This is a genomic window from Pseudodesulfovibrio sp. 5S69, assembly GCF_037094465.1.
GTDB classification, from domain to species: domain Bacteria; phylum Desulfobacterota; class Desulfovibrionia; order Desulfovibrionales; family Desulfovibrionaceae; genus Pseudodesulfovibrio; species Pseudodesulfovibrio methanolicus.
The window spans coordinates 266555-291661 of the sequence record NZ_CP146609.1 but is presented as its reverse complement, the minus strand read 5'-3'; the positions used below and the strand labels follow the sequence as shown (position 1 = coordinate 291661).

Annotated in this window: 23 protein-coding genes; 11 read left to right on the top strand and 12 right to left on the bottom strand. The window is 66.1% G+C overall.

The genetic code is table 11. The annotated features are described in order from the left end of the window. Window positions 1–59: 59 nt before the first annotated feature. The 3 genes from glnD to V8V93_RS01360 all read right to left on the bottom strand — a co-directional run bounded on the left by glnD (window position 60) and on the right by V8V93_RS01360 (window position 4377). Window positions 60–2660 carry a [protein-PII] uridylyltransferase gene (gene glnD / locus V8V93_RS01370; protein WP_338668575.1) on the bottom strand — a complete coding sequence of 867 codons (2601 nt, stop codon included), beginning with the start codon at window positions 2658–2660 and terminating at the stop codon, window positions 60–62. A 159-nt stretch (window positions 2661–2819) separates the two neighbouring features. Further along, complete coding sequence (locus tag V8V93_RS01365) at window positions 2820–3158, bottom strand: P-II family nitrogen regulator (protein WP_338668574.1); 339 nt, start codon at window positions 3156–3158, stop codon at window positions 2820–2822. 16 nt (window positions 3159–3174) lie between these two features. Next, entirely contained in the window at window positions 3175–4377 is a 1203-nt protein-coding gene (locus tag V8V93_RS01360; protein ID WP_338668573.1) for an ammonium transporter, read from the bottom strand. A 267-nt stretch (window positions 4378–4644) separates the two neighbouring features. Between V8V93_RS01360 and V8V93_RS01355 the strand changes: the two genes are divergently transcribed. Both V8V93_RS01355 and V8V93_RS01350 read left to right on the top strand, forming a co-directional pair. Beyond that, window positions 4645–5097, top strand: a complete 453-nt coding sequence (locus V8V93_RS01355; RefSeq protein WP_338668572.1) for a hypothetical protein — start codon at window positions 4645–4647, stop codon at window positions 5095–5097. A 3-nt stretch (window positions 5098–5100) separates the two neighbouring features. Beyond that, window positions 5101–5844, top strand: a complete 744-nt coding sequence (locus V8V93_RS01350; protein ID WP_338668571.1) for an SIR2 family NAD-dependent protein deacylase — start codon at window positions 5101–5103, stop codon at window positions 5842–5844. Between the two features lie 104 nt (window positions 5845–5948). On the opposite strand, the gene V8V93_RS01345 is transcribed toward V8V93_RS01350, so the two are convergent. The 5 genes from V8V93_RS01345 to V8V93_RS01325 form a co-directional block, all read right to left on the bottom strand. Next, the gene (locus tag V8V93_RS01345) at window positions 5949–7583 is read right to left on the bottom strand and encodes a methyl-accepting chemotaxis protein (RefSeq protein WP_338668570.1); all 1635 of its coding nucleotides are present in this window, start codon (window positions 7581–7583) and stop codon (window positions 5949–5951) included. A gap of 124 nt (window positions 7584–7707) precedes the next feature. Then, the gene (gene chrA, locus V8V93_RS01340; protein ID WP_338668569.1) at window positions 7708–8859 is read right to left on the bottom strand and encodes a chromate efflux transporter; all 1152 of its coding nucleotides are present in this window, start codon (window positions 8857–8859) and stop codon (window positions 7708–7710) included. A 7-nt stretch (window positions 8860–8866) separates the two neighbouring features. Then, the gene (hemW, locus tag V8V93_RS01335) at window positions 8867–10096 is read right to left on the bottom strand and encodes a radical SAM family heme chaperone HemW (RefSeq protein WP_338668568.1); all 1230 of its coding nucleotides are present in this window, start codon (window positions 10094–10096) and stop codon (window positions 8867–8869) included. A 2-nt stretch (window positions 10097–10098) separates the two neighbouring features. Continuing rightward, window positions 10099–10452 carry a hypothetical protein gene (locus V8V93_RS01330; RefSeq protein WP_338668567.1) on the bottom strand — a complete coding sequence of 118 codons (354 nt, stop codon included), beginning with the start codon at window positions 10450–10452 and terminating at the stop codon, window positions 10099–10101. A 3-nt stretch (window positions 10453–10455) separates the two neighbouring features. Continuing rightward, complete coding sequence (locus V8V93_RS01325; RefSeq protein WP_338668566.1) at window positions 10456–10998, bottom strand: epoxyqueuosine reductase QueH; 543 nt, start codon at window positions 10996–10998, stop codon at window positions 10456–10458. A 275-nt stretch (window positions 10999–11273) separates the two neighbouring features. On the opposite strand from V8V93_RS01325, the gene V8V93_RS01320 reads away from it, so the two are divergent. The 4 genes from V8V93_RS01320 (at window position 11274) to V8V93_RS01305 (ending at window position 14632) form a co-directional block, all read left to right on the top strand. Next, window positions 11274–12209 carry a choice-of-anchor A family protein gene (locus V8V93_RS01320; protein WP_338668565.1) on the top strand — a complete coding sequence of 312 codons (936 nt, stop codon included), beginning with the start codon at window positions 11274–11276 and terminating at the stop codon, window positions 12207–12209. A gap of 163 nt (window positions 12210–12372) precedes the next feature. Beyond that, window positions 12373–12972 (top strand): VOC family protein, encoded by a 600-nt coding sequence (locus V8V93_RS01315; protein ID WP_338668564.1) that lies wholly within the window; start codon window positions 12373–12375, stop codon window positions 12970–12972. A 71-nt stretch (window positions 12973–13043) separates the two neighbouring features. Then, entirely contained in the window at window positions 13044–13772 is a 729-nt protein-coding gene (gene sfsA / locus V8V93_RS01310) for a DNA/RNA nuclease SfsA (protein WP_338668563.1), read from the top strand. After that, window positions 13769–14632: a DMT family transporter gene (locus tag V8V93_RS01305; protein ID WP_338668562.1), complete on the top strand. Its 864-nt coding sequence runs from the start codon at window positions 13769–13771 to the stop codon at window positions 14630–14632. Before sfsA ends, V8V93_RS01305 begins: the two co-directional genes overlap by 4 nt. A gap of 375 nt (window positions 14633–15007) precedes the next feature. Here V8V93_RS01305 and V8V93_RS01300 read toward each other — a convergent pair whose 3' ends face one another. Both V8V93_RS01300 and V8V93_RS01295 read right to left on the bottom strand, forming a co-directional pair. Beyond that, window positions 15008–15514: an acyl-CoA thioesterase gene (locus V8V93_RS01300; protein WP_338668561.1), complete on the bottom strand. Its 507-nt coding sequence runs from the start codon at window positions 15512–15514 to the stop codon at window positions 15008–15010. Window position 15515: 1 nt separating this feature from the next. Beyond that, window positions 15516–15758 (bottom strand): hypothetical protein, encoded by a 243-nt coding sequence (locus tag V8V93_RS01295; protein WP_071545171.1) that lies wholly within the window; start codon window positions 15756–15758, stop codon window positions 15516–15518. Between the two features lie 186 nt (window positions 15759–15944). Between V8V93_RS01295 and V8V93_RS01290 the strand changes: the two genes are divergently transcribed. Next, on the top strand, window positions 15945–17828 hold the full coding sequence (locus V8V93_RS01290; RefSeq protein WP_338668560.1) for a potassium transporter Kup: 1884 nt from the start codon (window positions 15945–15947) through the stop codon (window positions 17826–17828). A gap of 408 nt (window positions 17829–18236) precedes the next feature. Here V8V93_RS01290 and V8V93_RS01285 read toward each other — a convergent pair whose 3' ends face one another. Continuing rightward, window positions 18237–19304: a M24 family metallopeptidase gene (locus tag V8V93_RS01285; RefSeq protein ID WP_338668559.1), complete on the bottom strand. Its 1068-nt coding sequence runs from the start codon at window positions 19302–19304 to the stop codon at window positions 18237–18239. A gap of 6 nt (window positions 19305–19310) precedes the next feature. Continuing rightward, the gene (locus tag V8V93_RS01280; RefSeq protein WP_338668558.1) at window positions 19311–20672 is read right to left on the bottom strand and encodes a protoporphyrinogen/coproporphyrinogen oxidase; all 1362 of its coding nucleotides are present in this window, start codon (window positions 20670–20672) and stop codon (window positions 19311–19313) included. A 185-nt stretch (window positions 20673–20857) separates the two neighbouring features. Between V8V93_RS01280 and V8V93_RS01275 the strand changes: the two genes are divergently transcribed. The 4 genes from V8V93_RS01275 to V8V93_RS01260 all read left to right on the top strand — a co-directional run bounded on the left by V8V93_RS01275 (window position 20858) and on the right by V8V93_RS01260 (window position 25106). Then, window positions 20858–21115, top strand: a complete 258-nt coding sequence (locus V8V93_RS01275; protein WP_338668557.1) for a hypothetical protein — start codon at window positions 20858–20860, stop codon at window positions 21113–21115. 408 nt (window positions 21116–21523) lie between these two features. Beyond that, window positions 21524–23620, top strand: coding sequence for a hypothetical protein (locus V8V93_RS01270; RefSeq protein ID WP_338668556.1), 2097 nt, complete (start codon window positions 21524–21526; stop codon window positions 23618–23620). 35 nt (window positions 23621–23655) lie between these two features. Continuing rightward, the gene (locus tag V8V93_RS01265; protein ID WP_338668555.1) at window positions 23656–24108 is read left to right on the top strand and encodes a hypothetical protein; all 453 of its coding nucleotides are present in this window, start codon (window positions 23656–23658) and stop codon (window positions 24106–24108) included. A gap of 2 nt (window positions 24109–24110) precedes the next feature. Further along, a complete protein-coding gene (locus V8V93_RS01260; protein WP_338668554.1) occupies window positions 24111–25106 on the top strand; it encodes a phage tail fiber protein in 996 nt (331 codons plus the stop codon). Window position 25107: the final 1 nt, after the last annotated feature.

The following is a 25107-nucleotide window of genomic DNA, read 5'->3' as shown; positions in this document are numbered from 1 at the left end:
GCTCTTGGGGCTTGCGTATGCCCACACTCTACGGCCCGTTTTCGAAAAGTAAAGCGGTTTTACCGGGCCGTGGACGCGGCCAGCAGGTCCCTCCGCAGGGCGTCCTGGCGGGCCTCGTCCAGGAGCCGCTGCCCGTCCTGGGTGCGCACGTGGAAGACGTCGGCCGCGCGGCCCTTGATGGTCGTGATCATGGCCACGTGGATGGACAGCTCGTGAGCGGCAAGGGTGCGGGCCATGTCGAACAGGAAGCCGGTGCGGTCCGTGGCCGCCACCTCGATCACGGTGTAGAAGTCGCTGGCCTGGTTGTCGATGGTTACCAGGGGCCCCAGCCTGGGGCGGCCGCGCCCTCGGGTCAGGGGCGAGCGGCCGCGCTCCTCCAGGCGGGCGGCCAGGTCCAGCTTGCCGACCATGGCGTAGCTCACGGACCGGACGACCCGGGCCCAGACCTCTTCGGCGTAGAGGTTTTCGGGCGGTTCGCCCACGGTGAAGACGTCCACGGCCGTGCCGTCCTTCCAACTGAAGATGTCCGCGGCCAGGATGTTCAATCCGTGCAGGGACAAGGCCCCGGCGATGGTCGCGAACAGGCGGGGCTGGTCCACGGCGGCGATGGTCAGCTTGTAGGTGTTCTCGGCCCGGCCCGGCGCGGCCTCGATCAGGTTGACCCCCTTGCCGCCGATGGATGACGGCTTGCGCATGCGGTCCTCGGCCACGGCGGCCCACAGCTTCCTGACCAGCCGGACGTGCCCGGCGATGGCCTCGGGCGTTAAGGCCAGGAAGGCGCGCGAGGGCATGGCCCGCATGGCCGCATCCACGAACTCCGGGTCCTGGTCGTGGGCCGCGGCGAGCACGGCCAGCTTGGCGTCGGCCAGCCTGCGGGCCGCGTCCGGTTCGGCCAGGGGACCGTGGCGCAGCAGGTTGCGGACCTTGAAGTACAACTCGCCCAGCAGGGAGCGGGTCCAACTGTTCCAGGCGCGCGGGCCGGTGGCCATGGAGTCGGCCGTGGACAGCAGGTGGAGCATGTCCAGCCGGGCCGTGTCCCCGACCACGGCGGCCACATCCGCGACCGTGCGTTCGTCGGACAGGTCGCGTCGGGTGGCGGTCTTGGGCAGGAGTAGGTGGTGCTCCACCAGAAAGGCCACATCCTCGATCACCTCGGGCGTGCGGCCGTAGCGGGCCAGGACCTCGCGGGCCATGGCCGCCCCGGCTCCGGAGTGGTCGGGCGCGCCCTTGCCCAGGTCGTGGAAGAATCCGGCCAGGACGAGCCGGGCAGGGTCGGCCACCCCGGCGGCCAACTCCCCGGTCCACCCGCCGTCGCCGCGCAGGAAGTCCGAGAGCAGGGCCACAGTGGCCAGGGTGTGCCGCCCGACCGGGTGCACGTGGTAGTCATTGAACTGGATGAGGTGCTCCACCTCGGCGAATTCCGGGAACAGGGCGGGCAGCAGCCGGGTTTCGAGCAGCCCGTCCAGGGCCGTGCGGCAGTGCGGGGCCAGGAATATCTCCACCAGGATGGACAGGGTCTCGCTCCGTCCGGCCAGTCCGGCGGCGAACCGGGCCGGGTCTCTGCGGACGATGCGCCGTGCTCCCCAGGTCAGGGGCAGGCCGGTGCGCGCGGACTCCAGGAATGCGCCGAGCACGTTGTCCGGGGTGGCCTCGACCTGTCGCCTGAAGCGGATGCCTTCGGGTCCGGCGGCCAGATTGCGGATGGACAGTTCGGGCAGGGGCGCGGTGCGCACCGGGAAGGCTTCCTGGAACAGGGCCTCGCGCATGGCCTTGATTCGGGTCATGGCCTGGTGCAACCGGGACAGGAAGAACTCCACGGCCAGGCCGGTGTCCTCGGGCGAGGCGGTCCGTGAGGTGAAGCCCATGAGCCGCGCCGTGGGCGGCTGGAGATCGAAGAAGAGGCGGTCGGTCTTGCGCTTCGCGGCCAGGTGCAGGGCCGTGCGCACGCGGTTGAGGAAGGCCTGGTCCTCGCGCAGCCGGGCGAGCTCCTCGGGCAGGAAGATGGGGTTGCGGCCGAGCGCCTTGAGCACCCGCGTCAGCCAGGCCACCTGCTGGCCGTCGCGCAGTCCGCCCAACCCGTTCTTGATCTCGGGTTCGAGCAGGGCCGAGGCGTCGCCGTACTGGGTGGCCCGTGCCTCGTTGTGCTCGCGCAGGGAGGCGGCGAAGGTCTCGCCGGACCGGTTCAGGACCCTGGCGGCGAAGGCGGCCTTGAAGGTCTCGAAGACTTCGGCATCCCCGGCCAGGGGGCGAGCGTCCATGAGCGAGGCCAGGACCTGGAAGTCCTTCCGGGCCAGGGACACGCAGTCGGCCACGGTGCGCACGCCGTGGCCCAGGTCCAGGCCGAGGTCCCACAGGGGAAAGAGCAGGGTCTTGATGAATGGTTCGGCCCCGGACGGGATGCGCCGCTTGAAGAGCAGGAACACGTCCACGTCCGAGCCGGGGCACAGACGCCCGCGGCCGTAGCCGCCCACGGCGACGAGGGTGAAGGCGAAGCGCTGCGGCCCGGCCTCCCGGACGCGGCGTTCGAAATAGCGGTCAACCAGGTGGGTGTACTCCCAGGCGAAGCCGCCCACGGCCCCGGCCTCGGCCCGCGTCCACAGGTCCGCCCTGGCCTGTTTCAGCCTGCGGGCGGATTCGGGGAGATGGCTGTCCGGCTGCATGGGCGTTCCTGGATGTTGTCCGGCCTGGCGGAAAAGGGACGGCCGGGAGCCTCTCCTCTCCCGGCCGCCGCCAGCCCGGCGGGCTGGGATATGCCCGGGCGAGCGCTGGGACTCTCTTTCCTGCTGGCCCGGCCCGGAGGTGTTCTCGTCTTGTTGAGGCTAGATAGCCTCTTCGCCGGTCTCGCCCGTACGGATGCGCACGACCTCGTCCACGGTGGAGACGAAGATCTTGCCGTCGCCCACCTCGCCGGTGCGCGCGGCCGCGCGGGCCGCCTCGACCACCTCGGAGGCGAAGTCGTCCTCGACCACGGCCTCGATCTTGATCTTGGGCACGAAGTCCACCTGGTATTCGGCGCCGCGATAGACTTCCTTGTGGCCGCCCTGGCGGCCGAACCCCTTGACTTCGCTGACGGTCATGCCTTTCACGCCGATGCCGGAAAGGGCGGTCTTGACCTCGTCGAGCTTGAACGTCCGGGTGATGATCTCGATTTTCTTCATGTCGCTGTCTCCTTGACTACCACTGATAACCGGTCTCGGAATGCTCGGCAATGTCCATGCCCTTGTCCTGCTCCTCGTCTGTGGCGCGCAGGCCGATGGTGGCGTCCACCACCTTGAAGAGGATGAAGGTCATGGCGAAGCAGAAGCCCCAGGTGGCCACCACGGAGACGAACTGGACCCACAACTGGTGCGCGTTGCCCGCGATGAGTCCGTCCGCGCCCACCGTGGCCAGCAGGCCGGTGGCCAGGGCTCCGTAGGTGCCGCCCAGGCCGTGGATGCCGACCACGTCCAGGGCGTCGTCGTAGCCGAATTTGTTCTTGAGCATGATCCCGCCGTAACAGAGCACGCCCGCGCCCAGGCCGAGCACGATGGCCCACATGGGGGTGACGAATCCGGCGGCCGGCGTGATGGCGACCAGCCCGGCCACCGCGCCCGAGGCCGCGCCCAGGGTGGTGGCCTTGCCGCCGTGCATCCACTCGGCGATGATCCAGGACAGGGCCGCGGCGGCCGTGGCCATGTGCGTGGTCACGAAGGCGTTGGCGGCCACGCCGTCCGCGGCCAGGGCGGACCCGGCGTTGAAGCCGAACCAGCCGAACCACAGGATGGCCGCGCCCAGGATGGTCATGGGCAGGTTGTGCGGGATGAAGGCCGTGCTGCCGTGGCCCTTGCGCTTGCCGATGAGGATGGCGCAGCACAGGGCGGCCGCGCCCGAGCTCATGTGGACCACCGCGCCGCCCGCGAAGTCCAGCGCGCCCATCTGGCCCATCCAGCCGCCGCCCCAGACCCAGTGGCACATGGGGGCGTAGACCAGGATCAGCCACAGGGCGGAAAAGACCATGAACCCGCCGAACTTCATGCGCTCGGCAAAGGCGCCGGTGATCAGCGCCGGGGTGATGACCGCGAACATGCACTGGAAGATCATGAAGGTCAGGTGGGGCAGGTTGTCCGCCGGGGACCCGGCCGTGGTCATGCCCACGCCCTTGAGAAAAATGAAGTCGAGCCCGCCGATGAGCCCGCCGATGTCCGAACCGAAGGACAGGGTGTAGCCGATGACGGCCCAGAGCACGGACATGAGCCCGAGCATGATGAAGGACTGCATGATGGTTGCGAGAACGTTTTTCGAGCGGACCAGCCCGCCGTAAAACAGCGCCAGGCCGGGGGTCATGAACATGACCAGGGCAGCGCAGACCAGGATAAAAGCGTTGTCGGTGTAATTCATTGTTCAAACCTCCAGCGGCGGGGTATGCAAGACTGAGGCCAATAAAAAAACACGGTATTTGGGCACTATCTACACAAAAGTATTTTTTTGTCTTTACAAAAGTGGCAAATTTAGTAAATTTTTATCAATTTTGTTAAACTGCATAACGGTATTTGTCGATTCGCATGCGGGGCCAACGGACCGGAACCGGGTTTGACCGTGGCGGGCCAAACCAGTAGGGTTTATTGAGGGAATTGTTATGAACCCGTGCCCGGAGGAAGGTGAGGCATGAACATGAGGACCAAAAGCGCGCTGGTCGTGACCATCGGCCTGCTCCTGCTCTTTGCCGTGCTGTTCTCCTTCGACTACACGGACCGCTACGTCAGCGACCGCTTCTTCAAGGCCTTGAAGGAGGCCCCGATCGGGACCGACCGGGCCTATTCTCTGGACGCCTTCATGGAATACTACGACTGGGATTCGGTCTGCGTGGTCCTGCCGGGCGCGGAGCACGACTTCTCCACCCTGTTCGGCCGCGACTACAAGCTCGCCCCCCGGAAGGAGGGCGGCTGGAGCCTGGTCTTTCTCAAGGAGGGGACGGTCACTGCGGAGATCACCGTGGACCCGGCCGTGCTCGAACCGTCCACCGGGCAGACGGACGGCTGCATCGACCGCTGGGCCGCCATCTTCACTCTGAACCGGGACGGGCAGGGTAAACTCCACCTGGCTTTCGCAGGACATTAGATCATGTCGAACCACGCCCTGCACAACGCGGCCGAGGCCCTGAAAAAGGCGCGCTGCGCCATGGCCTTCACCGGCGCGGGCATCTCCGTGGAATCGGGCATCCCGCCGTTTAGGGGGCCGGGCGGCGTGTGGGCCAGGTACGACCCGGACAAGTTCGAGAAGGGGTATTTCAAGCGCCACCCCGAAGAGGTCTGGCCCCTGCTCAAGGAAATCTTCTACGACATGTACGGCCGGGCCAAGCCCAACCCGGCGCACCTGGCCCTGGCCGAGCTGGAGGCCGCCGGGAAGCTCGCGGGGATCGTCACCCAGAACATCGACTCCCTGCACCAGGACGCGGGCAGCCGGGTGGTCCACGAATACCACGGCTCGACCCGGCGCATGCAGTGCCTGTCCTGCCGGGCCTTCTTCGCCACCGAGGCCGTCTCGCTGGACATCCTGCCCCCTCCCTGCCCGGCCTGCGGCGGGCTGCTCAAGCCGGACTTCGTCTTCTTCGGCGAGGGCATCCCCGATGACGTGCACCGGGCGGCCACGGACCTGGCCAAACAGGCGGACGTCTGCCTGGTCATCGGCACGGGCGGCGAGGTCGTCCCGGCCGGGCGCATCCCCCATGTGGTCAAGAACCACGGCGGCACGATCATCGAGATCAACCTGCGGGACACCGCGTACACCTACAACACCACCGACTACTTTCTGGAAGGCAAGGCCGGGACGCGCACCCCGGAGCTGGTCCGGGCCGTGCTGGGCTGATCTCCCACTCGTTTTCGTCGCTTCTCCGTTTGCGGTCACCGCAAGCGAAAAGCCCCCGCCATGTCCGGCGGGGGCTTCCTTTCTCGCATTGAAAAACGTCCCGGTCAGGACTGCATGCGGCCGATGAGTTCCTTGAGGGAGCCCGCCAGGGTGGCCAGGCGGTCCAGGTCGGTGCGGGCCTCGCCCATGGCCTGGGCGGTCTCGCTGGAGATGGCGGTGATCTCCTCGGTGGCCCGGGTGACCTGCTCGCTGGTGGCCGACTGCTCCTCGGCGGCCGTGGCGATGGAGCGGACCTGGTCGGCGGTCTGGATCACGGACTGCTGGATGGTCTCGATGGACTGCCCGGCCCGGCCCGCCAGTTCGGTGGATTCCCGGATGGAGGCCACGGCCCGTTCGGTGGCGGCCACGTTGTCGCGGGTGCCGGTGCGGATGGACTGGATGGCCGCGTCCACCTCCTTGGTGGCGGTCATGGTCTTTTCGGCCAGCTTGCGGACCTCGTCCGCGACCACGGCGAAGCCGCGCCCGGCCTCGCCCGCGCGGGCCGCCTCGATGGCCGCGTTCAGGGCCAGCAGATTGGTCTGGTCCGCGATGTCGTCGATGACCTGCATGATCGCCCCGATATCCTCGGTCTGCCTGTCCAGTTGGGACATGGACTCCTTGAGGGCCTCGGACTGCGTGCCCACGTCCTGGATGGCTTCGACCACATGGTGGACCAGCCCGGCGCCCTCTTCGGCCAGGTCGCGCATGTCGTCCGCATTGCAGGAGGCGCTTCCCGCATTCTGGGCCACCTCCAGCACGGTGGCGTTCATCTGTTCCATGGCCGTGGCCGTCTCGGTAGCCCGGTCGCGCTGGACGTCAGAGCCGTGGCTGGCCTCGTCCACCTTGCGGGACAGGGTGGACGACGCCTCGTCCAGCTCCAGGGCGATGGCCTCGGCCTCGCGGGCTGCTTCGGCGATGCGTTCGTGCTGGTGCAGGGCCTCGGCCTCGCTCTTCTTGATCTCCGTGGTCTCGGTCAGGATGGTGAACGCGCCCACGATCTTCCCGTCCAGGTCCCTGATGGGCGAGGTGTCGACCAGCAGGTTGTAGGGACGGCCCTTGCGCCCCTTGCCCTTGGTGGTCTGGCCCACGATGACCTTGCCCTTGCGCATGCACTGGCCGAGCAGGGTCGGCCGCGAGCGGTCCCCGTAGACGAACTCGGACATATGCATGCCGATGAAATCGGACGGTTGCCCGTCGATCTGCAACAGGTCCAGCTCCGGCTGGTTCAGGAAGGTGATGATCTCGTCGGTGTCCGTGACCACGCACGGCTGGGTCAGGCTGGTCAGCAGCCCCTGGGACATGCCGAGCTTGGCCTTGAGCTCGGCGGTCATGTCTTTGACCGCGTCGATGGTTTCGCCGATGGCGTCGCGGGCTTGGTAGTCGATGGTCGCGGCATAGTTGCCGGCGGCCACTTCGAGGGTGTAGGCCGAGAGGTCGCGCAGCGGCTTGAGCAGGGTGCGGATCAGGAGGAAGCTGCCGAGCAGGGAAACGGCCACGCCCGCGGCTACGATGCCCCCGGCCGCGAGAAGGATCTGGCGTTCCACCGCGCCCAAGGCCTCGGGGCTCACGTTCAGCTCGCTCAGCGCGCCGTCCATGAGATAGACGATGCCCCCGGCCAGGATGATGGAGGTCAGGAACACCATGGACACTACGCCGAGGATGAGCTTGAACCGGAACGGAATCCTCTTGGAATCGAACATACCCCCTCCCTCCGGGATTGTCGGGCGACACCCGCTGGGCCCGTCAAGGCGGGCCAATTATCTAGATATTCTATAGATTCTCTACGGTGGCCGCCGGATTCTGTCAACACGGGCGGTTTTCCGGTCAGAAAGCCAGCGCTCCGATCCCGGCCCCGGCCAGGACCACCCAGAGGATGTCCACCTTTTTGCGCAGGGCGATGAACGCGGCCAGGGCAAAGACCGCCTGGGCCACGGTCCAGTGGACGGACAGCCCGAAGCGCACGGCCACGGCGGCCATCAACCCCACCAGGGAGATGAGGCTGCCCCTGAGCACCCGCCGGGCCACGGGCGAGGCCACCAGCCGGTCGGCGAAGGGGGTGGCCGCGCACAGGATGATGAGCGAGGGCGAGAACACGGTCACGGCCGCGGTCAGGGCCCCGGCCAGCCCGGCCACGGCATAGCCCACGAAAGCCCCGGTCATGACGATGGGGCCGGGCGTGACCTGCCCCAGCGCGATGCCGTCCATGAACATGGGTTGGGTCAGCCAGCCGCGCACTTCGACCACTTCATGGAGCATGAGCGGTACGGACACGTACCCGCCGCCGAAGGCGAAGCAGTCGATCTTGACCATGAGCAGGCCGAGCCGGAACAGCTCCGGGTTTACCGCGTACAATGCGGCCAGGAAAAGGACCAGGACCCCCAGGAGCAGTCCGGCAAAACGCAGGGGCCCGCGCCCGGTCGGGGTCGGCCGCGCGGGCGCGCCGCCCTGCTCGTTGCGGAGCAGGAACACGGCCAGGATGCAGACCACGGCCATGGCCAGGATGGGGTTGCCCTTGAGCCCGAGCCAGACGCCCGCCAGGCAGGCCAGGAGCCGGGAGGCCAGGGTGTCCAGGTAGCGCCGGGCGAAGTTGACCGCCGCATGCAGGATCAGGGCGACGATGACCAGTTGCAGGCCGGTGAAGGCCGCGGTCACGGCGGCCACGTCCCGGGCCGAGAAATAGAGCACGGTCAGGCCGAGCATGAGCAGGAAGGCGGGCAGGCCGAACCCGACGTAGGCGGCCAGGGCTCCGGCCCCGCCGCGCGCCCGGAGCCCCACGTAGGCGGCCACCTGCATGGCCGTGGCGCCGGGCAGCAACTGGGTCAGGGACATGCCCAGCGAGAACGAGGGCTCGTCGAGCCAGCCCTTGCGCTCCACGGCCATGGCCCGGATGTACGGGACCATGGCCGGGCCGCCGAAGGCGGTCAGCCCCAGCCGGAGGAAGGCGAGAAAGATGCGCGTCAGGGAGGGAGTGTTCATGGGTATCCTAATCGCCGAAGGCGAGCCGTTCAATGATCACGTTGGACACGAGCATGCCGTTCTTGGTCAGCCGGAGCCTGCCGCCCGAGATGCGCACCAGGTTCTCGCGGTGCAAGGCGCTGATCAACTGCTCCTTCCTCTTGATCAGGTCGAAGCCGGTGCGCCTGCGGTATTCCTTCAGGTCCAGCCCCTTGCTCGTGCGCAGGGAGAGCATGACCATCTCCTCGAGCAGGACCTCGTCGGTCAGTTCCTCGTAGTCGCTGCCGACCAGTTCGCCGCGGACAAAGGCGTCGTATTCGTCCATGTAGCGCGGCACCGTGAACCGCCTGCGTCCCAGGGTGGACACGGCCGACGGCCCCAGCCCGAGGTAGTCGGATCCGTCCCAGTACCCGGAGTTGTGCACGGACATGAACCCCATGCGCGCGAAGTTGGAGACCTCATAGTGCAGGTAGCCCACGGACTCCAGATACTCGGCCCCGTAGACGAACATGCGCCCCTGTTCCTGGTCCAGCGGCAGGCTCAGGTCGCCGCCCTCGGCGCAGCGCCTGGCCATTACCGTGCCTTCCTCCAGGGTCAGGTTGTAGGCCGAAATGTGCTCGGGCCGCATCTCCGAGACGATGCGCAACTGGTCGAGCCAGACCTTGAGTTTCTGGCCGGGCAACCCCCAGATGAGGTCCACGCCGATGTTGCCGAACCCGGCCCGGCGCGCCTGGTCAAAGGCCTGGTAGGCCATGGCCACCGAGTGCGGGCGGCCCATGGTCTGGAGGTCCGCGTCCTTGAGGCTCTGCATGCCCAGCGACAGCCGGTTGAAGCCCAGGGACAACAGCCCCCGGAAGTAGCTGACGTCCTGGGCCGAATCCGGATTGGCCTCGATGGTCGCCTCGATCCCCGGATTGAAGACGAACGCCTTGTTCAGCGCCTTCATGATCCGGTCGAGCTGGGCCAGGGGGATCAGGGACGGGGTGCCGCCGCCGAAATAGACCGTGCGCAGCCTGGGGCGTTGCAACCGCCGTCCCCACAGCTCGATCTCCTTGAGCAGCAGGGAGACGTACCAGGCGAAGGTGGCCTGGTCGAAGGATTGGGAGTGGAAGGAGCAGTAGTGGCACCGGGAGCGGCAGAACGGCACGTGGATGTAGAGCAGCAGCCCCTTGCCGTGATCCGCGACCTGCACCGGCTTGGACCCGGCCTCGGGAAAGGCGGCCCTGACCGGGACGTTCTCGCCGTATATCCTGCCCACGCTCAACTCTCCCTGCGGCTGGCGAAGACCGCCAGCGCCCCGACGATGAGGTACGCGGCCACGACAAGGCCGATCAGGGCCATGCCGGGCGCGCTGGTCAGGCCGGACCAGGCCAGGAGCAGCGCCCCGGCCGCCTCGTAGAGCATCAGCAGGGTCGCGGCCCAGATGGAGATGACCCGTCCGGCCTGGGCGAAGCGGGCGATGATCGCGTAGACCGCCAGGGCCAGGATGCCGATGCCCCAGACCTCGGCCGAGCCCCGGACCAGCCCGTTGACGACCACGGCAATGGTTTTGAGCAACAGAAAGCCGATGAGCGCGTGCTTGCGCGTGAACAGGAAGGCGAACAGCGCGCGCATGGCCTAGCCCATCAACTCCCGCTTGTACCGCTCGTTCTCGCTGTACAGGCAGCCGCAGTATTGCTGGCGGTAGATTTCCCACTCTTTCGAGGTCTCGATGCCCTCGCTCCAGCCCTCGCGGAAGTCGTGGTACAAAAATTTCGTTTTGGCCGACTCCAGGTCCCGGCCCAGGGCCGCGATCTCGTCGTGCTTCTGGTACTTGGAATAGAGCAGGGTGGTGGTGAAGAGATCGAAATTGCCCCGTTTGGCGATCTGCGCGGTGCGCTCCAGGCGCATGGCGTAGCAGTGGAAGCAGCGGTTGTTCTCGCGGTGGGCCACGGCCCGGAACCACTCCTGCGGCCGGTACTCGTCGTCCTTGACGATGACCTTCACGCCGAGTCTCTCGGCCACGGCCAGACAGCCGTCCCGCCGCTTCACGTACTCCGTGAGCGGGTGGATGTTCGGGTTGTAGAACAGCCCCGTGACCTCGTGCCCCTCGGCCAGCAGCGTCTTGAGCGTGGTGATGGAACACGGCCCACAACAGATATGCAGCAGAACTCTTGACATTTGGCCGCAGTTTGAGCCCATTTCACGCGATTTGTAAAGGGAACGCAGTGGCCCGCGCCGCCCGCCGGCGGCCCGGCAACGCGTTGATTTTCCGCCCCGCTGCTGTAAAGATCACCGACAGGGAAGGCCGCTTCTTTACAGAATTTTGCATAGTACATTTTCGGAACATGCCGTATTTCAAAAAGATAGCCGATAGGCACTGTTTTTGCTAAGATACAAATACCGATACCGCGAAAGAGCCCGCAGGGCCGACGCACAGACACCGGAGCATCCTCATGAAGACGTCCATATTTATCCTTATCACCCTGCTGGCACTGGCCCTCGCGGCCTCCCCCGCGCGGGCGGGCTACATCGACCTCGGCGAGGCCGGGGAGTACAACGCGTTCATCCTCGGCGAGTTTTCGAGCGGCGCCTCCGATACCCAGGGCCGTCTGGCCGTGGGGGGCAACGCCACCATGAGTCCGTACTCCGTCGGGTATGCCCTGCCCGACGGCTACTCCGGCTACTCACTGGTGGTGGGGGGAAACCTCAACTACAACGGCGGGGATGTCTACCACGGCGACGTGGCCGTGGGCGGCTCTGTCTTGTCATCCCCGGACGTGGACAGCGGGACCCTGTATGCAGGCACCAGCGTGATCAATTTCAAGGAACAGGCGGCCTACCTCCGGGCCCTGGCCGTCACACTGGGCGGCTACGCGGCGACCGGCACGGACGTCCTGGGCGGGAACGTCCTGACCCTGACCGGCGACGGCAGTTCTCAGTTGCAGGTGTTCAACCTCGACGGCGCCGACCTTTTGGGCAGCACCGAACTGAGCCTCGGCGGGATCGCCGACGGATCGACCATCCTGATCAACGTCTCCGGCAAGGAATCCGGGCTGGTCGGCATGGGCATGGTGGATCTCACGGCCTACCGCAACGACATCCTGTTCAATTTTTACGAGACCGAGAGCCTGTATCTGGACGGCGTCGGCGTCCAGGGCTCCATCCTGGCCCCGAATGCCACCGTAACCGGCTACTATGACAAAATCAGCGGCGGAGGGGGCAGCATAGACGGAACCCTCATCGCGGATTTCTACTATGCGCATATTCAGCAGCACGACGTCCCGTTCAACAGCACCACGCCGGTGCCCGAACCCGGCACCTTCGCCATCATGGGGCTCGGGCTCCTGGGGCTGGTCGGTTTCATGCGGCGGCGCGGACAACGCGCCTAGACGTAGACAAGACGGACACGGGCCCCGGACTTCTGTCCGGGGCTTTTTTTGCGTCCGCGCGCCGGAGGTCCGTCCGGTTCGGTCCGGTTCGGTCCGGTTCTCCTTTTCTCCTTTTCCTTCCCATGGTAGCCTGCCCGGAAACCGAACAAGGAAAGGATTGCACATGGCACGATACACCGGCATCAACCATTTGGCCATGGTCACCGGCGACATGGATGGGACCATCCGCTTCTGGCGCGACCTGCTGGGCATGCGGTTGGTGGTCGGCCTTGGGCGCCCCGGCTACCGCCACTATTTCTTCGAGATCGCGGAAAACGACATGATCGCCTTCTTCGAGTGGGACGGCGTGGAGCCGCTGGACGAAAAGGACCACGGGTTTCCGGTCCGGGGCAAGGTCGCCTTCGACCACATTGCCTTCGGCGTGGCCGCCGAGGACGATCTGTGGGAGCTCAAGGACAAACTGGAGGCCGCGGACGTGTGGTGCTCCGAGGTGGTGGACCACGGGTTCATCCACTCCATCTACGCCTTCGATCCGAACAATATCCCCATCGAGTTCAGCGCCCCGGTGCCCGGCGTGGACATCCGCAAGACCCCGGTCATGACCGACACGAAGCCGAGCGCGGAGGCCCGCAAGGGGCCCGACCCGCGGCCCGGCGTCTGGCCCGAGGTGACCGCGCCCACGCCCGAGGAGGACAAGGCCGTGTACGAGGGTGAGGGGCACAAGATCGTCGAGGCCCTGGAAAAGCTCGGGCAAGGGGAGTAGCCGGGGGGGCGGCTCCTTTCCGCTGGCAAAAGCGGGGGAAATCGCCTAGTGCTTGTCCCCCAGGAGCAACCGTGTCCAGACCCGCCGCCCATATTCCCTTTCATGCCCCGTGCCGCCGGGCCGCCTTTGTCCGTCGGATAAAGCGGTTCACCGTGGAGGCCGAGGCCCTGGACGGCCCGGACAAGGGCGCGCTGCTTGCGGCCCACACCAACAATACCGGGTCCATGCTCGGCCTGCTCCGGCCGGGCGGGACGGCCCTACTCTCGCCCGCGGCCAACCCGGACCGCAAGCTCAAGTACACCCTGGAGGGGCTGGAACTGGCCGGGGCCATGGTCGGGGTGAACACGCTCACGCCCAACCGCATGCTCTACGCGGCCTGGCAGACGGGTTCCCTGCCCGAGATGGACGGGTACGATCATTTCCAGAAAGAGGCCAAGGTGGGCCAAAGCCGACTGGATGCGCACCTGACCGGCGCGCCCGGCGACCTGTGGGTGGAGTGCAAGAACGTCACCCTGGTGGAGGACGACGTGGCCCTGTTTCCGGACGCGGTCACCGAGCGCGGTCAGAAGCACCTGCGCGAGCTCATGGCCCTGGCCGGGACCGGCGCGCGCGTGGTCCTGTTCTTCCTGGTCCAGCGGCCCGACGGCCATTGTTTCGGCCCGGCGGACATGATCGATCCGGTTTACGCGGAGTTGTTCTACGCGGCCCTGGACGCCGGGGTCGAGGCCTGGCCCTATGTGGCCCAGGTGGACGAGACCGGCATCACGCTGGGCCGCAGGCTCAAGGTGGTGGCCCCGTGAGCGCGCTGTTCATCGGCGCGGTGCTGATCAGCTTCTCCTCGGCCATGGTGGTCCTGGCCGGGTTGCCCCCGGACGTGGCCGGGTTCTACCGCCTGACCGGCGGCGGGCTGGCCATGCTCGCGGTCCTGGCCCGCATGGGCAAGCTCAGGCTGTTCACCCCCAACGTCATCAAATGGGGCTGCGTGGCCGCCGTGTTCTTTGCGGGCGACTTTGTGTTCTGGCACCGCTCCATCGCCTTTGTCGGGCCGGGCCTGTCCACCATGCTCGGCAACTTTCAGGTCATCCCCCTGGCCATCGTCTCGGCCCTGTTCTTCAAGGAGCGCATGCCGCCGCGCATGTACGCGGCCATCCCGCTGGCTCTGGCCGGACTCTATCTCATGGTCGGCGTGGGCTGGTCCGGCTTTACCGCCGACTACAGGCTGGGCGTGTTCTACGGGCTGGCCACGGCCTGCTTCTACGCCTTGTACATGCTCTCGCTGAAATACTCCCTGGCCAAGGACAAGACGGACTCCCTGGTCCTGGCCTCGGCCGCGGCCCTGGCCACCGGCCTGATCCTCGGCGCGTTCGCCGTGGTCGAGGGCGAGTCCTTCGCCATCCCCACCCTCAAGTCCCTGGCCGCCATCTCCACCCTGGCCCTGGTCTGCCACGCCGTGGGCTGGTTCCTGATCACCCGCGGCATCCAGACCGTGCGCGGCGCCCTGGTCGGCCTCATCCTGCTCCTGCAACCGACCCTCTCCTTTGTCTGGGACATCCTCTTCTTCGGCAAGGCGGTCAATTTGGTGGAGCTGTCCGGTGTCGCCCTGGCTCTCGTGGGCATCTACATCGGCTCTCAGGGCGGAAGGAAGAAGTCTCGCGCATAGGCGGCTTCCGATTGCGGACCCTCGGAAAATGTGCAGCTAACCCACTCTCGACAAATCCGCAGGACAGCGGATTTGGACGTTGCGGTCTTTCCGCAACGCCCCGAAGGGGTGAACCCCAGGACGGGGCGAATCAAAGCCTATTCCGAGCGAGGAAAGCCGCTGTCGGGTGCTGCGCACCCGATTCGCTCCAGAAGAATGAAGGGCCTCCGACTCGTGAATGAGTCGGAGGCCTTTTTGTGCGTCATGCCCCGCGAAGCGGCGACAAAAAGTTTGGAAGGGGGAGTCCAGAGGGGGAAACTTTTTCAAAAGTTTCCCCCTCTGGCCGCCGGAGGCATTCCAACAAAAAGGGCCGCTTCGGGCGGCCCTTTTGTCCGGCTACTGGTCTTTGTTGGGTTGGCAGAGTTTTTTGCCTTCTTCGAGTTCCCGTTCCCGTTTGCGCATTTCGCGGCGGAGTTCGGCTTCCTTGTAGCGGCGTTTGGCGGTCTCGGTTTCAAGTTTGAGGGGCGGGACTTCGGTAGGTTTGCCGTTGTCGTCCAGGGCCACGTAGGTCAGGTAGGCGGAGTTGGTGTGGCGGACCTCGCCGGTGCGCAGGTTTTCGGCCTCCACGCGCACGCCGATCTCCATGGAGGTGCGGCCCACGTGGTTCAGGCTGGCCTTGAAGATGAGCAACTCGCCCATGTAGGCGGGCTGCTTGAAGGCCATGCGGTCGATGGACACGGTCACGGTGTTGCTGCGCGAGTGGCGTTTGGCCACCACGCCGCCGGTCGTGTCCACGTGCTTGAGTATGACGCCGCCGTGCAGGTTGCCTGCGGGGTTGGCGTCCTGGGGCATGACGAGGTGGGTCATGATCACCTCGGATTCTGCTGCGGATTTTGCTTTCATATCAGTCCTCTCTGGATTTTCCGTATTGAACGCGGGCCTCCCAGACCAGTTTCCCGATCTTGCGGCCCAGGTCGGCCTGGCGCGTCTTCATCAGCGCCTCGGCCGCCTCCTGGTTTCCCTGCTGCTTGAGCAGGGTGGCGGATTCGAGATCACGCAAGTGGCTCTCGCACTCCCGGATAATGCCTGAAAGGTTCAGGGTTTCCAATTCCTTGGGCACGCGGACACTGCGGACTTTCTTGCTCATGGCACCACCCCCCGGAGGTTTTCATTGTGTCATTCAAATTGATGACAGAGCGTGGCCCGGCGGTCAAGCCCCGTATAGCGGGGGTTTCCGGGCCGCAGATGAGGGGTGGCCCCCGAGGGAAGATGACGGTATGATGCTCCGCGTCGGGCCGGAGATCCCGGACCGGCCACATGAACCGGAGCGTAAATGGAACATACCGATAATCCGACGGGCAAACGGTTGGCAGCCCTTTCCCTGGCCGCGCTGGGCGTGGTCTTCGGCGACATAGGCACCAGCCCCCTGTATGCCCTGCGCGAGTGTTTTCACGGCGAATACGGCATCGCGGTCACCCCGGAGAACGTCCTGGGCGTCCTGTCCCTGATCTTCTGGGCGTTGATGCTCATCGTCTCCTTCAAGTACCTGACCATGGTGCTGCGCGCCGACCACGACGGCGAGGGCGGTGTGCTGGCGCTGACCACCCTGGTCAAACCGCGCCGGGAGCACATGACCAAGGGGGCCTGGATCCTGATCATCCTCGGCCTGTTCGCGGCCTGCCTGCTTTACGGCGACGGCATGATCACCCCGGCCATCTCGGTCCTGAGCGCGGTGGAGGGGCTGGGGCACATCACGCCGCTGTTCGATCCGTACATCCTGCACATCACCCTGGCCATCCTGATCAGCCTGTTCCTGCTGCAACGCCACGGCACGGCCAAGGTCGGCACCCTGTTCGGCCCGGTCATCCTGATCTGGATGACCACCCTGGCCCTGCTCGGCCTGCACCAGGTAATCAAGAACCCCTCGGTGTTCGCGGCCATCCTGCCCTGGCACGGCCTGCATTTTCTGATCGCCAACAAGGTCCACGGCTTCGTGGTCCTGGGCGCGGTCTTCCTGGTGGCCACCGGGGCCGAGGCCATCTACGCGGACCTGGGCCATTTCGGGCGCAAGCCCATTCGGCTGACCTGGTTCCTGGTGGCCCTGCCCGCCCTGCTGCTCAACTATTTCGGCCAGGGTGCGCACCTGCTGGCCGTGCCCCAGGACGCCTTCCACCCGTTCTATGCCATCGTGCCCCGCTGGGCGATCATCCCCATGGTCATCCTGGCCACCATGGCTACCATCGTGGCCTCGCAGGCGGTCATCACCGGGGCCTTTTCCCTGACCTCCCAGGCGGTCCAGCTCGGTTACCTGCCGAGGCTGCGCGTGACCCACACCTCGTCCACGCACATGGGCCAGATCTACGTGGCCCCGGTCAACTGGCTGCTGATGGTCTGCACCGTCGGCCTGGTCCTGGGTTTCCGGACTTCGAGCAAGCTGGCCGCGGCCTACGGCGTGGCCGTGACCGCGAGCATGCTGGTCACCGCCACCCTGTTCTACGTGGTCATGCGCAGGCGCTGGGAGTGGAAACTGCCCGTGGCCGTCGGGCTCACGGCCCTGTTCTTCACCGTGGACTTCTCGTTCTTCGCCGCGAACATGACCAAGATCGCCCACGGCGCGTGGTTCCCCCTGGTCATCGCCCTGCTGGTCCTGGCCGTGATGCTCACCTGGGAGAAGGGCAGCGAGATCCTGGCCGTCCGCGCCCGTGGATTGACCCGCCCCCTGGATGCCTTCCTCAAGGAGATCAGCGAGAATCCGCCCAAGCGCGTTCCGGGGCAGGCCGTGTTCCTGACCCGCAGCCACACCACCGTGCCGGTGGCCATGATCCAGAACCTGCGCCACAACAAGGTCCTGCACTCCGAGGTCTACTTCCTGAACATCCGCACCGAGCAGATCCCCCGCGTGCCCAACTTCGAGAAGATCGAGCTGGAGCGGTTCGGCTCGGGTGTGCTCCGGGTCATCGCCCACTTCGGCTACATGGAAGAGCCCACCGTGGCCGTGATCTTCGCCCTGTGCAAGGACAAGGGCGTGAACGTGGACATCAACACAGCCAGCTTCTTCCTGGGCCGCGAAAAGCTGACCGTGGGCGATCCCCCGGCCATGAGCCGCTGGCGCTCCGGCCTCTACCTCTTCCTGGCCAGGAACGGCATGGACCCGGCGGCGTTCTTCGATATCCCCTCCGAGCAGGTCATCGAAGTCGGCGCTCGATTACAGATATAGGGACCCTTAGCGGCTTCCGATAGCGGGCCATCCGCACATTTTCCGAAGGGGGATTTGATCCTCATGTACGGGGGTGTACACTGCGGTCAAATCCCCCTTCGGAAAATGCACGGCTGACCCACTCTCGAAAGCCTATTCCGGGTACGGGAGTGCGTCGGTAAGAGAGAGCCGCTGTCGGGTGCTGCGCACCCGATTCACTCCATTAAGAGAAAGGCAGGGGCTATGAGTCCAGTATGCGTCAGGGGGCCCTTTTATGTGGCCCACCCCGCGAAGCGGCGCTAAAAGGCTTGGAAGGGGAGTCCAGAGGGGAAACTTTTTCGAGAGTTTCCCTCTCTGGCCGCGAAGCGTTAAAGAACTCGCGGCCCGCTACAGCGGGCCGCGAGTTTCTTGTGATGGTCTCAGGGGTGGTTACATGACGCGGCAGCCGTCTTCGGTGATGAAGACCTGGTATTCCCAGCGGATGCCGCCCCAGGCGGGGTCGTAGAGGCCGGGCTCGACGGTGACGACCATGCCGGGTTCGAGCTGTCCCTGGCCCGCGCGGGACAGGGACGGGGGTTCGTGGGTTTCCAGGCCCACGCCGTGGCCCAGGCCGTGGGTGAACAGGGCTTCCACGCCGTCCTTTTCAAAGACCGCGTAGGCGGCCCGGTAGGCCTCCACGCAGGACAGGCCGGGGCGGATGATGTTGATGGCCGCCTGCTGGGCGGCGCGCACCTGGTCCATGGTTTTCCGGAAGCGGTCGGACGGCTTGTCGCCGACCCAGAAGGTCCGGGTCTGGTCCGAGTTGTAGTCGAGCAGCCTGCAGCCGGTGTCGATGAGGACCATGTCGTTCTCGCGCAGCTTGGTCTCGCCGGGGATGCAGTGGGGCAGGGCCGCGTTGGGGCCCACGCCCACGATGGTCGAGAAGGCCAGCTCCTGGGCGCCGTGCTCGCGGAAGAATTTCTCCACCAGCCAGGCGATTTCCTTTTCGGTGCGTCCGGGGATCAGCTCGCCCTCGATGTATTCGAACAGCTCGTGGTTGAGGCGCATGGACTCGTCCATGCGGCGGATTTCGTCCTGGTCCTTGATGATCCGCAGGGACTCCACGAGGTTTTCGGTGGGAGTCAGGGTGAACTCCTCGGCCAGCTTGTCGTAGTCGAACAGGTGCAGGGCCTTGGGCTCGAAGCCCAGGGAATCGACGCCGCGTCCCTTGAGGAATTCGGCGATCTCCTTGTGCTTGCGGGCCGTGTAGATGCACAGGTTGTTCTCGTCCCAGACCTGCCGGGCCGCGTCCAGATAACGCGGGTCGGTGAACAGGTAGTCGTCGCCGGGGGTGACGACCACCCAGCCGGACGATTCGTTGCACTGCGCGTCGTGCAGCTCGAAGCCGCTCAGGTAATACCGGTTGGCCGCCAGCGAGACGAGCATGGCGGACAGGCCGCGGGCGTGCATTTCGCTCTTGAGCTCCTCGCGGCGTTTTTCGAATACGGATTTGTCCATGATGTCCTAATCCAGTGTGTAGGTTTTTTCCGGGGTGCCGCTCACCATGCGCTCGGCCCATTCCACGCCCTGCATGACCGAATGGTCCATGTTGGAGACCTCGTATTTCCAGCCGCCGAAGCGGCCCCGGGACTGGATGCCCATGGCTTCCAAGCCCGGCTGGAGGACGTTCAGGGCCTTGTCGCGCGCGAGGCACGGCACGGGATAGCCGTAATCCACGGCCATCTCCCAGCGGGTCAGGATGTCGTCCACCCTGTCCCCGCGCAACAGGGCGGAGTTTACCAGACCCTGCACGGTGCGGTCCATCAGTTCGTGGACGTTTTCCGGTTTGTGCTCCGAGAAGGACGTCTCGCACATGAAGGCGGCCTGCTCGCCGGGCTTTGCCGTGTTGTTCGGCGAATAGTTGTGGAAATTGGTCACCCGGTAGAAGGGCGAATCCGATTCCGGGAAATACATCCAGCAGCGCGGGTCCGGGACGGCATCGGGCTCCATGTCGAGACCCACCCCGGCCACGTAGACCGAGTTGTGGGTCAGTCTGCCCGCCGCGTCGACCATGGCGTCCGGCGCGTCCGTAAGCCAGTCGCGGGCCAGAATGTCCAGGGGCGCGGTGTTGAGCAGGGCCTCGTATCCTACTGTCAGTCCCTGTTCGGTGGTCACGGTTTTGGACTGGGCGTCTATGCGGTTGACGGACTGATCGTACTTGATGCGGTCGGCCAACCGGTCGGCCAGCCGCCGGAAGATTTCGCCCGTGCCGCCCTTGAGCGGGAACTTGAAGGTGTTGTTCGGCCCCCAGCCCACGTCGTCGCGTTCCAGGATGATGTTGCGCAGGACCTTTTTCAGGTCCACCACCGAGACCCGCTCGCCGATCCAGCCGAATTGCATCAGCTCGGGCGGGGTGGCCCAGACCTTGAAGTTGTACGGGTCCATGAAGTGGCGGGCGATGCCCCGGCCGAAGACCGCGTCGATCCACTGGGCGAAGTTCTCGGGGGGCGTGTCGGGCCGGTTGCCGGGCAGCAGCCCCTCCACGCACTCCCAGCGGGCCGCTTTCGGCAGATGGCGGATGTTGTTCTGGAACGGGTAGGGCACCCAGGTGCGGTTGGTGCGGATCCAGGACTCGCGCTGGTGTTCCAGACGCTCGCAGCCGAGCAGGGAATCCATGAGCGCGTCGAAATAGTCGTAGTGGGAGAAGACCACGTGGCCGCCGATGTCCCAGGTGAAGCCGTTGTCGTCCCGGAAGCTGGCGGCCAGCCCGCCCGCGTGGGGGTTGCGTTCGAGCACCAGGAAGTCGGCCTCGCCGAGCTCCTTCAAACGGTGGGCCGCGCCCAGGCCCGTGGGGCCCGCGCCGATGATCAGGTATTTCGTTTTCACTGTGCGCCTCTGATTGCAATGGGTAGTTCTTTCCGGTCCGTGGGATCTATCAAGTTTGGTGCCAGCCCGCGTTCCCGGTGTCAAAGGGCCGGTCTGCCGGGGGACAGGCGGGACCGGGGGAAATAATAACCCGGCTAAGGGGACGGCCCCTTGCCAATCCCCGGTAGGGGGCTTACCTTGGAATCATGACCCGTAAATTCGATCCCGAACTGCTGTATGTGGAATGTCACCGTTGCGGCCAGCCTGTCCTCTGGAAGCGCGGCATGACCACGAAGCTTCTCAAACTGGCCAAGATCGATCCGTCCACCCTGGATGAGCGGTGCGTGATCATCTCGGAAGGGTGCCCCAACTGCGTGCCCGACGAGACCACCTTCACCACCCAGGTCATTCGCCTGAACCGGGCAAAGGACGAGCGATCCTCCATGCCGGCAGTGGCCAACTAGGGCAGGCCGACATACGGCGTGAAAAGCGCCTGTGTTCCGGGTAACTATCCGGAATACAGGCGTTTTCGCTTTTTTGCTCCCCGGAAGCTCCGCCGCCCCGCCCGGGGATTCCCCCGTGTCCGCCTTTGCTTGTCATTTCATACCCGATCACTAGTCATTCTCTCCCGGAGACCCTTTCCCGGTCCGCTCCGGGCTGTCTGCCGTAAAATATAACATGTTGATTTAATGCGGTAAAAAAATCGCCGCCCACGGCCGTCCGGCCGTCGGGCCCGCGCGAATCCCGTCAAGCTGTTTTTTCATACCTCTCGGCTCCGCTCGATACCCAATCGGCTCCCGGTCGGAAAACCGGGGCTATGCTCCTTCGCAAGCCCGGGGCGCGTCCCCGAAAAATCAAGGAGCCGACCACAGATGAGCACAGCCACCCCAGCGATCACCAATTTCACGGCGGGCGAGATTTCCCCGCGTCTGGAGGGAAGGACCGACCTCTCCAAATATTTCAACGGGTGCCGCACCCTGGAGAACTTCCACGTCCACCCCCACGGCGGGACTTCCCGACGGCCCGGATTCCGCTTCGTTGCCGAGTCCCTGGGTCGGGACGGGCCGGTCCTGCTCATCCCCTTCGAGTTCAACGCGGGGCAGGCCTACGTGCTCGAATTCGCCGAGGACGGGGACGGGCAAGGGCGCATGCGCGTCTTCTCCGGTCACGGGGTGGTCCTGTCCGGCGGCACGGAGTACGTCCGGGATGTCCCCTACACGGCCGACGAGTTCGATGCATTGCGCTACGCCCAGTCGGACAACTCGCTCATCCTGGTCCATCCGGACCATCCGGTGCGCGAGATGACCCGCGTGGACCACGACGACTGGACCCTGGAGGAGATGGCCTTCACCGGCAGGCCCGAGGTCTGGGGCGAGGGCGACTACCCCTCGGCCGTGTGCTTCTACGAGCAGCGTCTGGTCCTGGCCGCCACCCGGACCAGCCCGGCCACCCTGTGGCTGTCGCGCACCGGCGAGTTCCGCGATTTCCGGCTGAAGACTCGGGAGGTGCCCCTGGACGGCTGGCGGGACCTGGAGATCACCGACGGGAACAACGACGGGCTGCGCGACGGCAAGGCCGGGGACACCCTCGTTCTCCCTGCCGGGTCCGGGTTCGAGGCCCGTGACGCCCTCAAGGGCCAGCACCCGGACGGGGCCACGCGCTACTACCGCTACAAGGGGACGGTGAATTATTCGGCCGTGGGCGCGCAGATCACGGTCACCTTCGCGGCCGAGCCCGAGGGCGGCCAGATCGAAGCGATCTGGGGCGAGGACGGCGCATTCAACGCCGACGCCTGGGACTGCTTCGAGGTCGGCGACCGGACCGACGCCCCGGCCGGGGAGGCCCCCCTGGACGACGACGCCATCGAGGTCACCCTGTCCGGCCGCCAGGCCAACGGCATCGAGTTCATCGTCCCGCGCCGCTCCCTGTGGATCGGCACGGCGGGCGGCGAGTGGACCCTGAGCGCCTCGTCCAGCGACCCGCTCACCCCGGAGAACGTCAAGGCCGCCCAGGAGGGCACCAGCGGGGCCTCGGCCACCCGGCCAGAGTCCGTGGGCTTCGCCACCCTGTACATCCAGCGGGCCGGACGCAAGATCCGCGAGATGTCCTATCGCTTCGAGGCGGACGCCTATGTCTCCAAGGACCTGACCCTTCTCTCGGAGCACATCACCGAGGGCGGGCTGACCCAGTTGGCCTACGTTCAGGAACCGGACTCCATCCTCTACGGGGTGCGCGCGGACGGAGTGCTCGTCGCCCTGACCTACGTCCCGGACCAGGAGGTGGCGGCCTGGTCGCGCATCGTCACCGACGGCGTCGTGGAACGCGCTGCCACGGTCTACAACGACGCCGAGAAGCGCGATGAGCTGTGGATCGCCGTGCTGCGCACCGTGAACGGCGAGTCCCGCCGCTACATCGAGTACCTGGAGGCTCCGTTCGACGGGAGCATCAAGGACGCCTTTTTCGTGGACAGCGGCCTGACCTACCGGGGAGACCCTACGGACACCGTGTCCGGGCTCACCCACCTGGCCGGGCGGACCGTGTCCGTGCTGGCCGACGGAACCGTGCAGGCCGACCGGACCGTGGCCCCGGACGGCACCCTGTCCCTGGACCGGCCCGCCTCGACCATCCACGCCGGGCTTCCCTACCGCTCCGTGCTCCAGCCCATGCGGCTGGACGCGGGCAGCCAGCGGGGCACGGCCCAGACCAAGAGAAAACGCATCACCAAGGTGGCCGTGCGGTTCCACAACACCCTCGGCGGCCTCATCGGACCGGACGCGTCCAGGCTGGAACCGGTCTATTTCCGCTCCCCGGCCACGCCCATGGGCCAGTCGCCGGGACCGTTCTGCGGCGACAAGATCGTCAATTTCCCCAAGGGCTGGGACCGCGACGGACTGTTGACGGTCATCCAGGAGCAGCCCCTGCCCCTGAGCGTACTCATGCTCGTGCCCCAGCTCATCATCAACGAATAACCGGGATAAACCCAAACAATAAGGAGAGGATAACCATGGGAAACACCGCTTCCCCACAGATTCTCGAGCAGGGGATTTCCCTGTTCGACGGTTTCACGGATTACCTGGGCGGCCACAAGGACGACCAGGCGGATACCCGGGCCGGGCTCATCGAGACCGACGCGGCGGGCGCCGCCCACGAGACTCGTCGGCGGGCTGAAAAGGACGCCGGCGAACTCCGGGAGGACCGGGAACGTTCCCGGTCCAGGGAAACCGCCCGCTGGGGCGGATCGAACCTGGCCATGTCCGGGTCCAAGGCGCTCATCCGCGACGCGGACCGGCTCAAGGACCGCCAGGCCGAGGAAGACGTTCTCTTCGAGGGCGAGATGAACGCCCGGTCCGGCCTGCGTTCGGCCCGCAACCAGGCGAACATGCTGCGCATCGGCGAGAAGGCCTCGCCCGCACGCTCCATCCTGTCCCTGGGCTCCAAAATATACGGGAGGGACTGAGCATGACCCTTTCCTCCACCGTGACCAAGGCGATCTATTCCGGCGACGGGTCCACTGCCAACTTCCCGGTCCCGTTCATGTTCTTGCGCAACGAAGATATCCGGGTCCTGGTCATCGGCGATGACGGCCTGGAACGGCCCCGGCTTGAAGGGACCGACTACCGGCTCTCCGGGGTCGGGGAACAGATGGGCGGGACCTGTACCCTGACCGTACCACCCGAAGCGGGCCAGGCCGTGGTCATCAGCCGCGAACCGGCCCTGGTCCAGGAGGTGGACTATGTGGAGAACGACGCCTTCCCGGCCGCCACCCACGAGGCCGCCCTGGACAAATTGACCATGATCTGCCAGGCCCTGGCCGAAAAGCTGGACCGCGCCCTGACCTTCCGGATCTCCTCGGCCGTGACCGGCGTGAACCTGCCGGAACCCGGCCCGGACCTCGTGCTCGCCTGGAACGCCGACGGCGACAACCTGGTCAATAAAAGCGTGGCCGAGGCGGGCGGCCTGACCGTTCCCGTGCCCATCAGCCAGGGCGGGACCGACGCGGACAACCCGGCCGAGGCCCTGTTCAACCTCGGCTTCGGCGCGGCGGGCCTGACCGTGGCCGGGTGCGATGACGAGGCCGAGATTCTGGCCGTCATCGGGGCCCAGCCCGCGGACGCGGCCCTGCTCAAGGTCGATGCGCCGGGCCTGCTCCGGGCCGTCTACGGCGACGAGGTCCAGGTCCACGCGGGCCCGGACCTGTCCGGGCTGGCCGTGTCCCGCAACCACGTGGCCTGGACCCTGACGGCTGACAGCGCCTTTTCCGATGCGATCCTACCCTACGACGGGACCTACGTCTTCCACGTCTACCCCTGCGGCAACAGCCTGGCCCTGGCCGCGAGCTACAAGAGCGGCGGCCTGCTGCCGTCCCCGGACCCTGATGCCGGGGAGATCCGCATCGTCGTGGAACAGTACAACGCGCGCAAGACCATCGTGTCCCTGCAGAACGTGGAGGTGTAGC

Bases quoted from the DNA above. Each gene is read 5' to 3' on its own strand.
- glnD (WP_338668575.1), bottom strand. From the start codon at position 2,660: ATGCAGCCGGACAGCCATCTCCCCGAATCCGCCCGCAGGCTGAAACAG.
- V8V93_RS01365 (WP_338668574.1), bottom strand. From the start codon at position 3,158: ATGAAGAAAATCGAGATCATCACCCGGACGTTCAAGCTCGACGAGGTC.
- V8V93_RS01360 (WP_338668573.1), bottom strand. From the start codon at position 4,377: ATGAATTACACCGACAACGCTTTTATCCTGGTCTGCGCTGCCCTGGTC.
- V8V93_RS01355 (WP_338668572.1), top strand. From the start codon at position 4,645: ATGAACATGAGGACCAAAAGCGCGCTGGTCGTGACCATCGGCCTGCTC.
- V8V93_RS01350 (WP_338668571.1), top strand. From the start codon at position 5,101: ATGTCGAACCACGCCCTGCACAACGCGGCCGAGGCCCTGAAAAAGGCG.
- V8V93_RS01345 (WP_338668570.1), bottom strand. From the start codon at position 7,583: ATGTTCGATTCCAAGAGGATTCCGTTCCGGTTCAAGCTCATCCTCGGC.
- chrA (WP_338668569.1), bottom strand. From the start codon at position 8,859: ATGAACACTCCCTCCCTGACGCGCATCTTTCTCGCCTTCCTCCGGCTG.
- V8V93_RS01330 (WP_338668567.1), bottom strand. From the start codon at position 10,452: ATGCGCGCGCTGTTCGCCTTCCTGTTCACGCGCAAGCACGCGCTCATC.
- V8V93_RS01325 (WP_338668566.1), bottom strand. From the start codon at position 10,998: ATGTCAAGAGTTCTGCTGCATATCTGTTGTGGGCCGTGTTCCATCACC.
- V8V93_RS01320 (WP_338668565.1), top strand. From the start codon at position 11,274: ATGAAGACGTCCATATTTATCCTTATCACCCTGCTGGCACTGGCCCTC.
- V8V93_RS01315 (WP_338668564.1), top strand. From the start codon at position 12,373: ATGGCACGATACACCGGCATCAACCATTTGGCCATGGTCACCGGCGAC.
- V8V93_RS01300 (WP_338668561.1), bottom strand. From the start codon at position 15,514: ATGAAAGCAAAATCCGCAGCAGAATCCGAGGTGATCATGACCCACCTC.
- V8V93_RS01295 (WP_071545171.1), bottom strand. From the start codon at position 15,758: ATGAGCAAGAAAGTCCGCAGTGTCCGCGTGCCCAAGGAATTGGAAACC.
- V8V93_RS01290 (WP_338668560.1), top strand. From the start codon at position 15,945: ATGGAACATACCGATAATCCGACGGGCAAACGGTTGGCAGCCCTTTCC.
- V8V93_RS01285 (WP_338668559.1), bottom strand. From the start codon at position 19,304: ATGGACAAATCCGTATTCGAAAAACGCCGCGAGGAGCTCAAGAGCGAA.
- V8V93_RS01275 (WP_338668557.1), top strand. From the start codon at position 20,858: ATGACCCGTAAATTCGATCCCGAACTGCTGTATGTGGAATGTCACCGT.
- V8V93_RS01270 (WP_338668556.1), top strand. From the start codon at position 21,524: ATGAGCACAGCCACCCCAGCGATCACCAATTTCACGGCGGGCGAGATT.
- V8V93_RS01265 (WP_338668555.1), top strand. From the start codon at position 23,656: ATGGGAAACACCGCTTCCCCACAGATTCTCGAGCAGGGGATTTCCCTG.
- V8V93_RS01260 (WP_338668554.1), top strand. From the start codon at position 24,111: ATGACCCTTTCCTCCACCGTGACCAAGGCGATCTATTCCGGCGACGGG.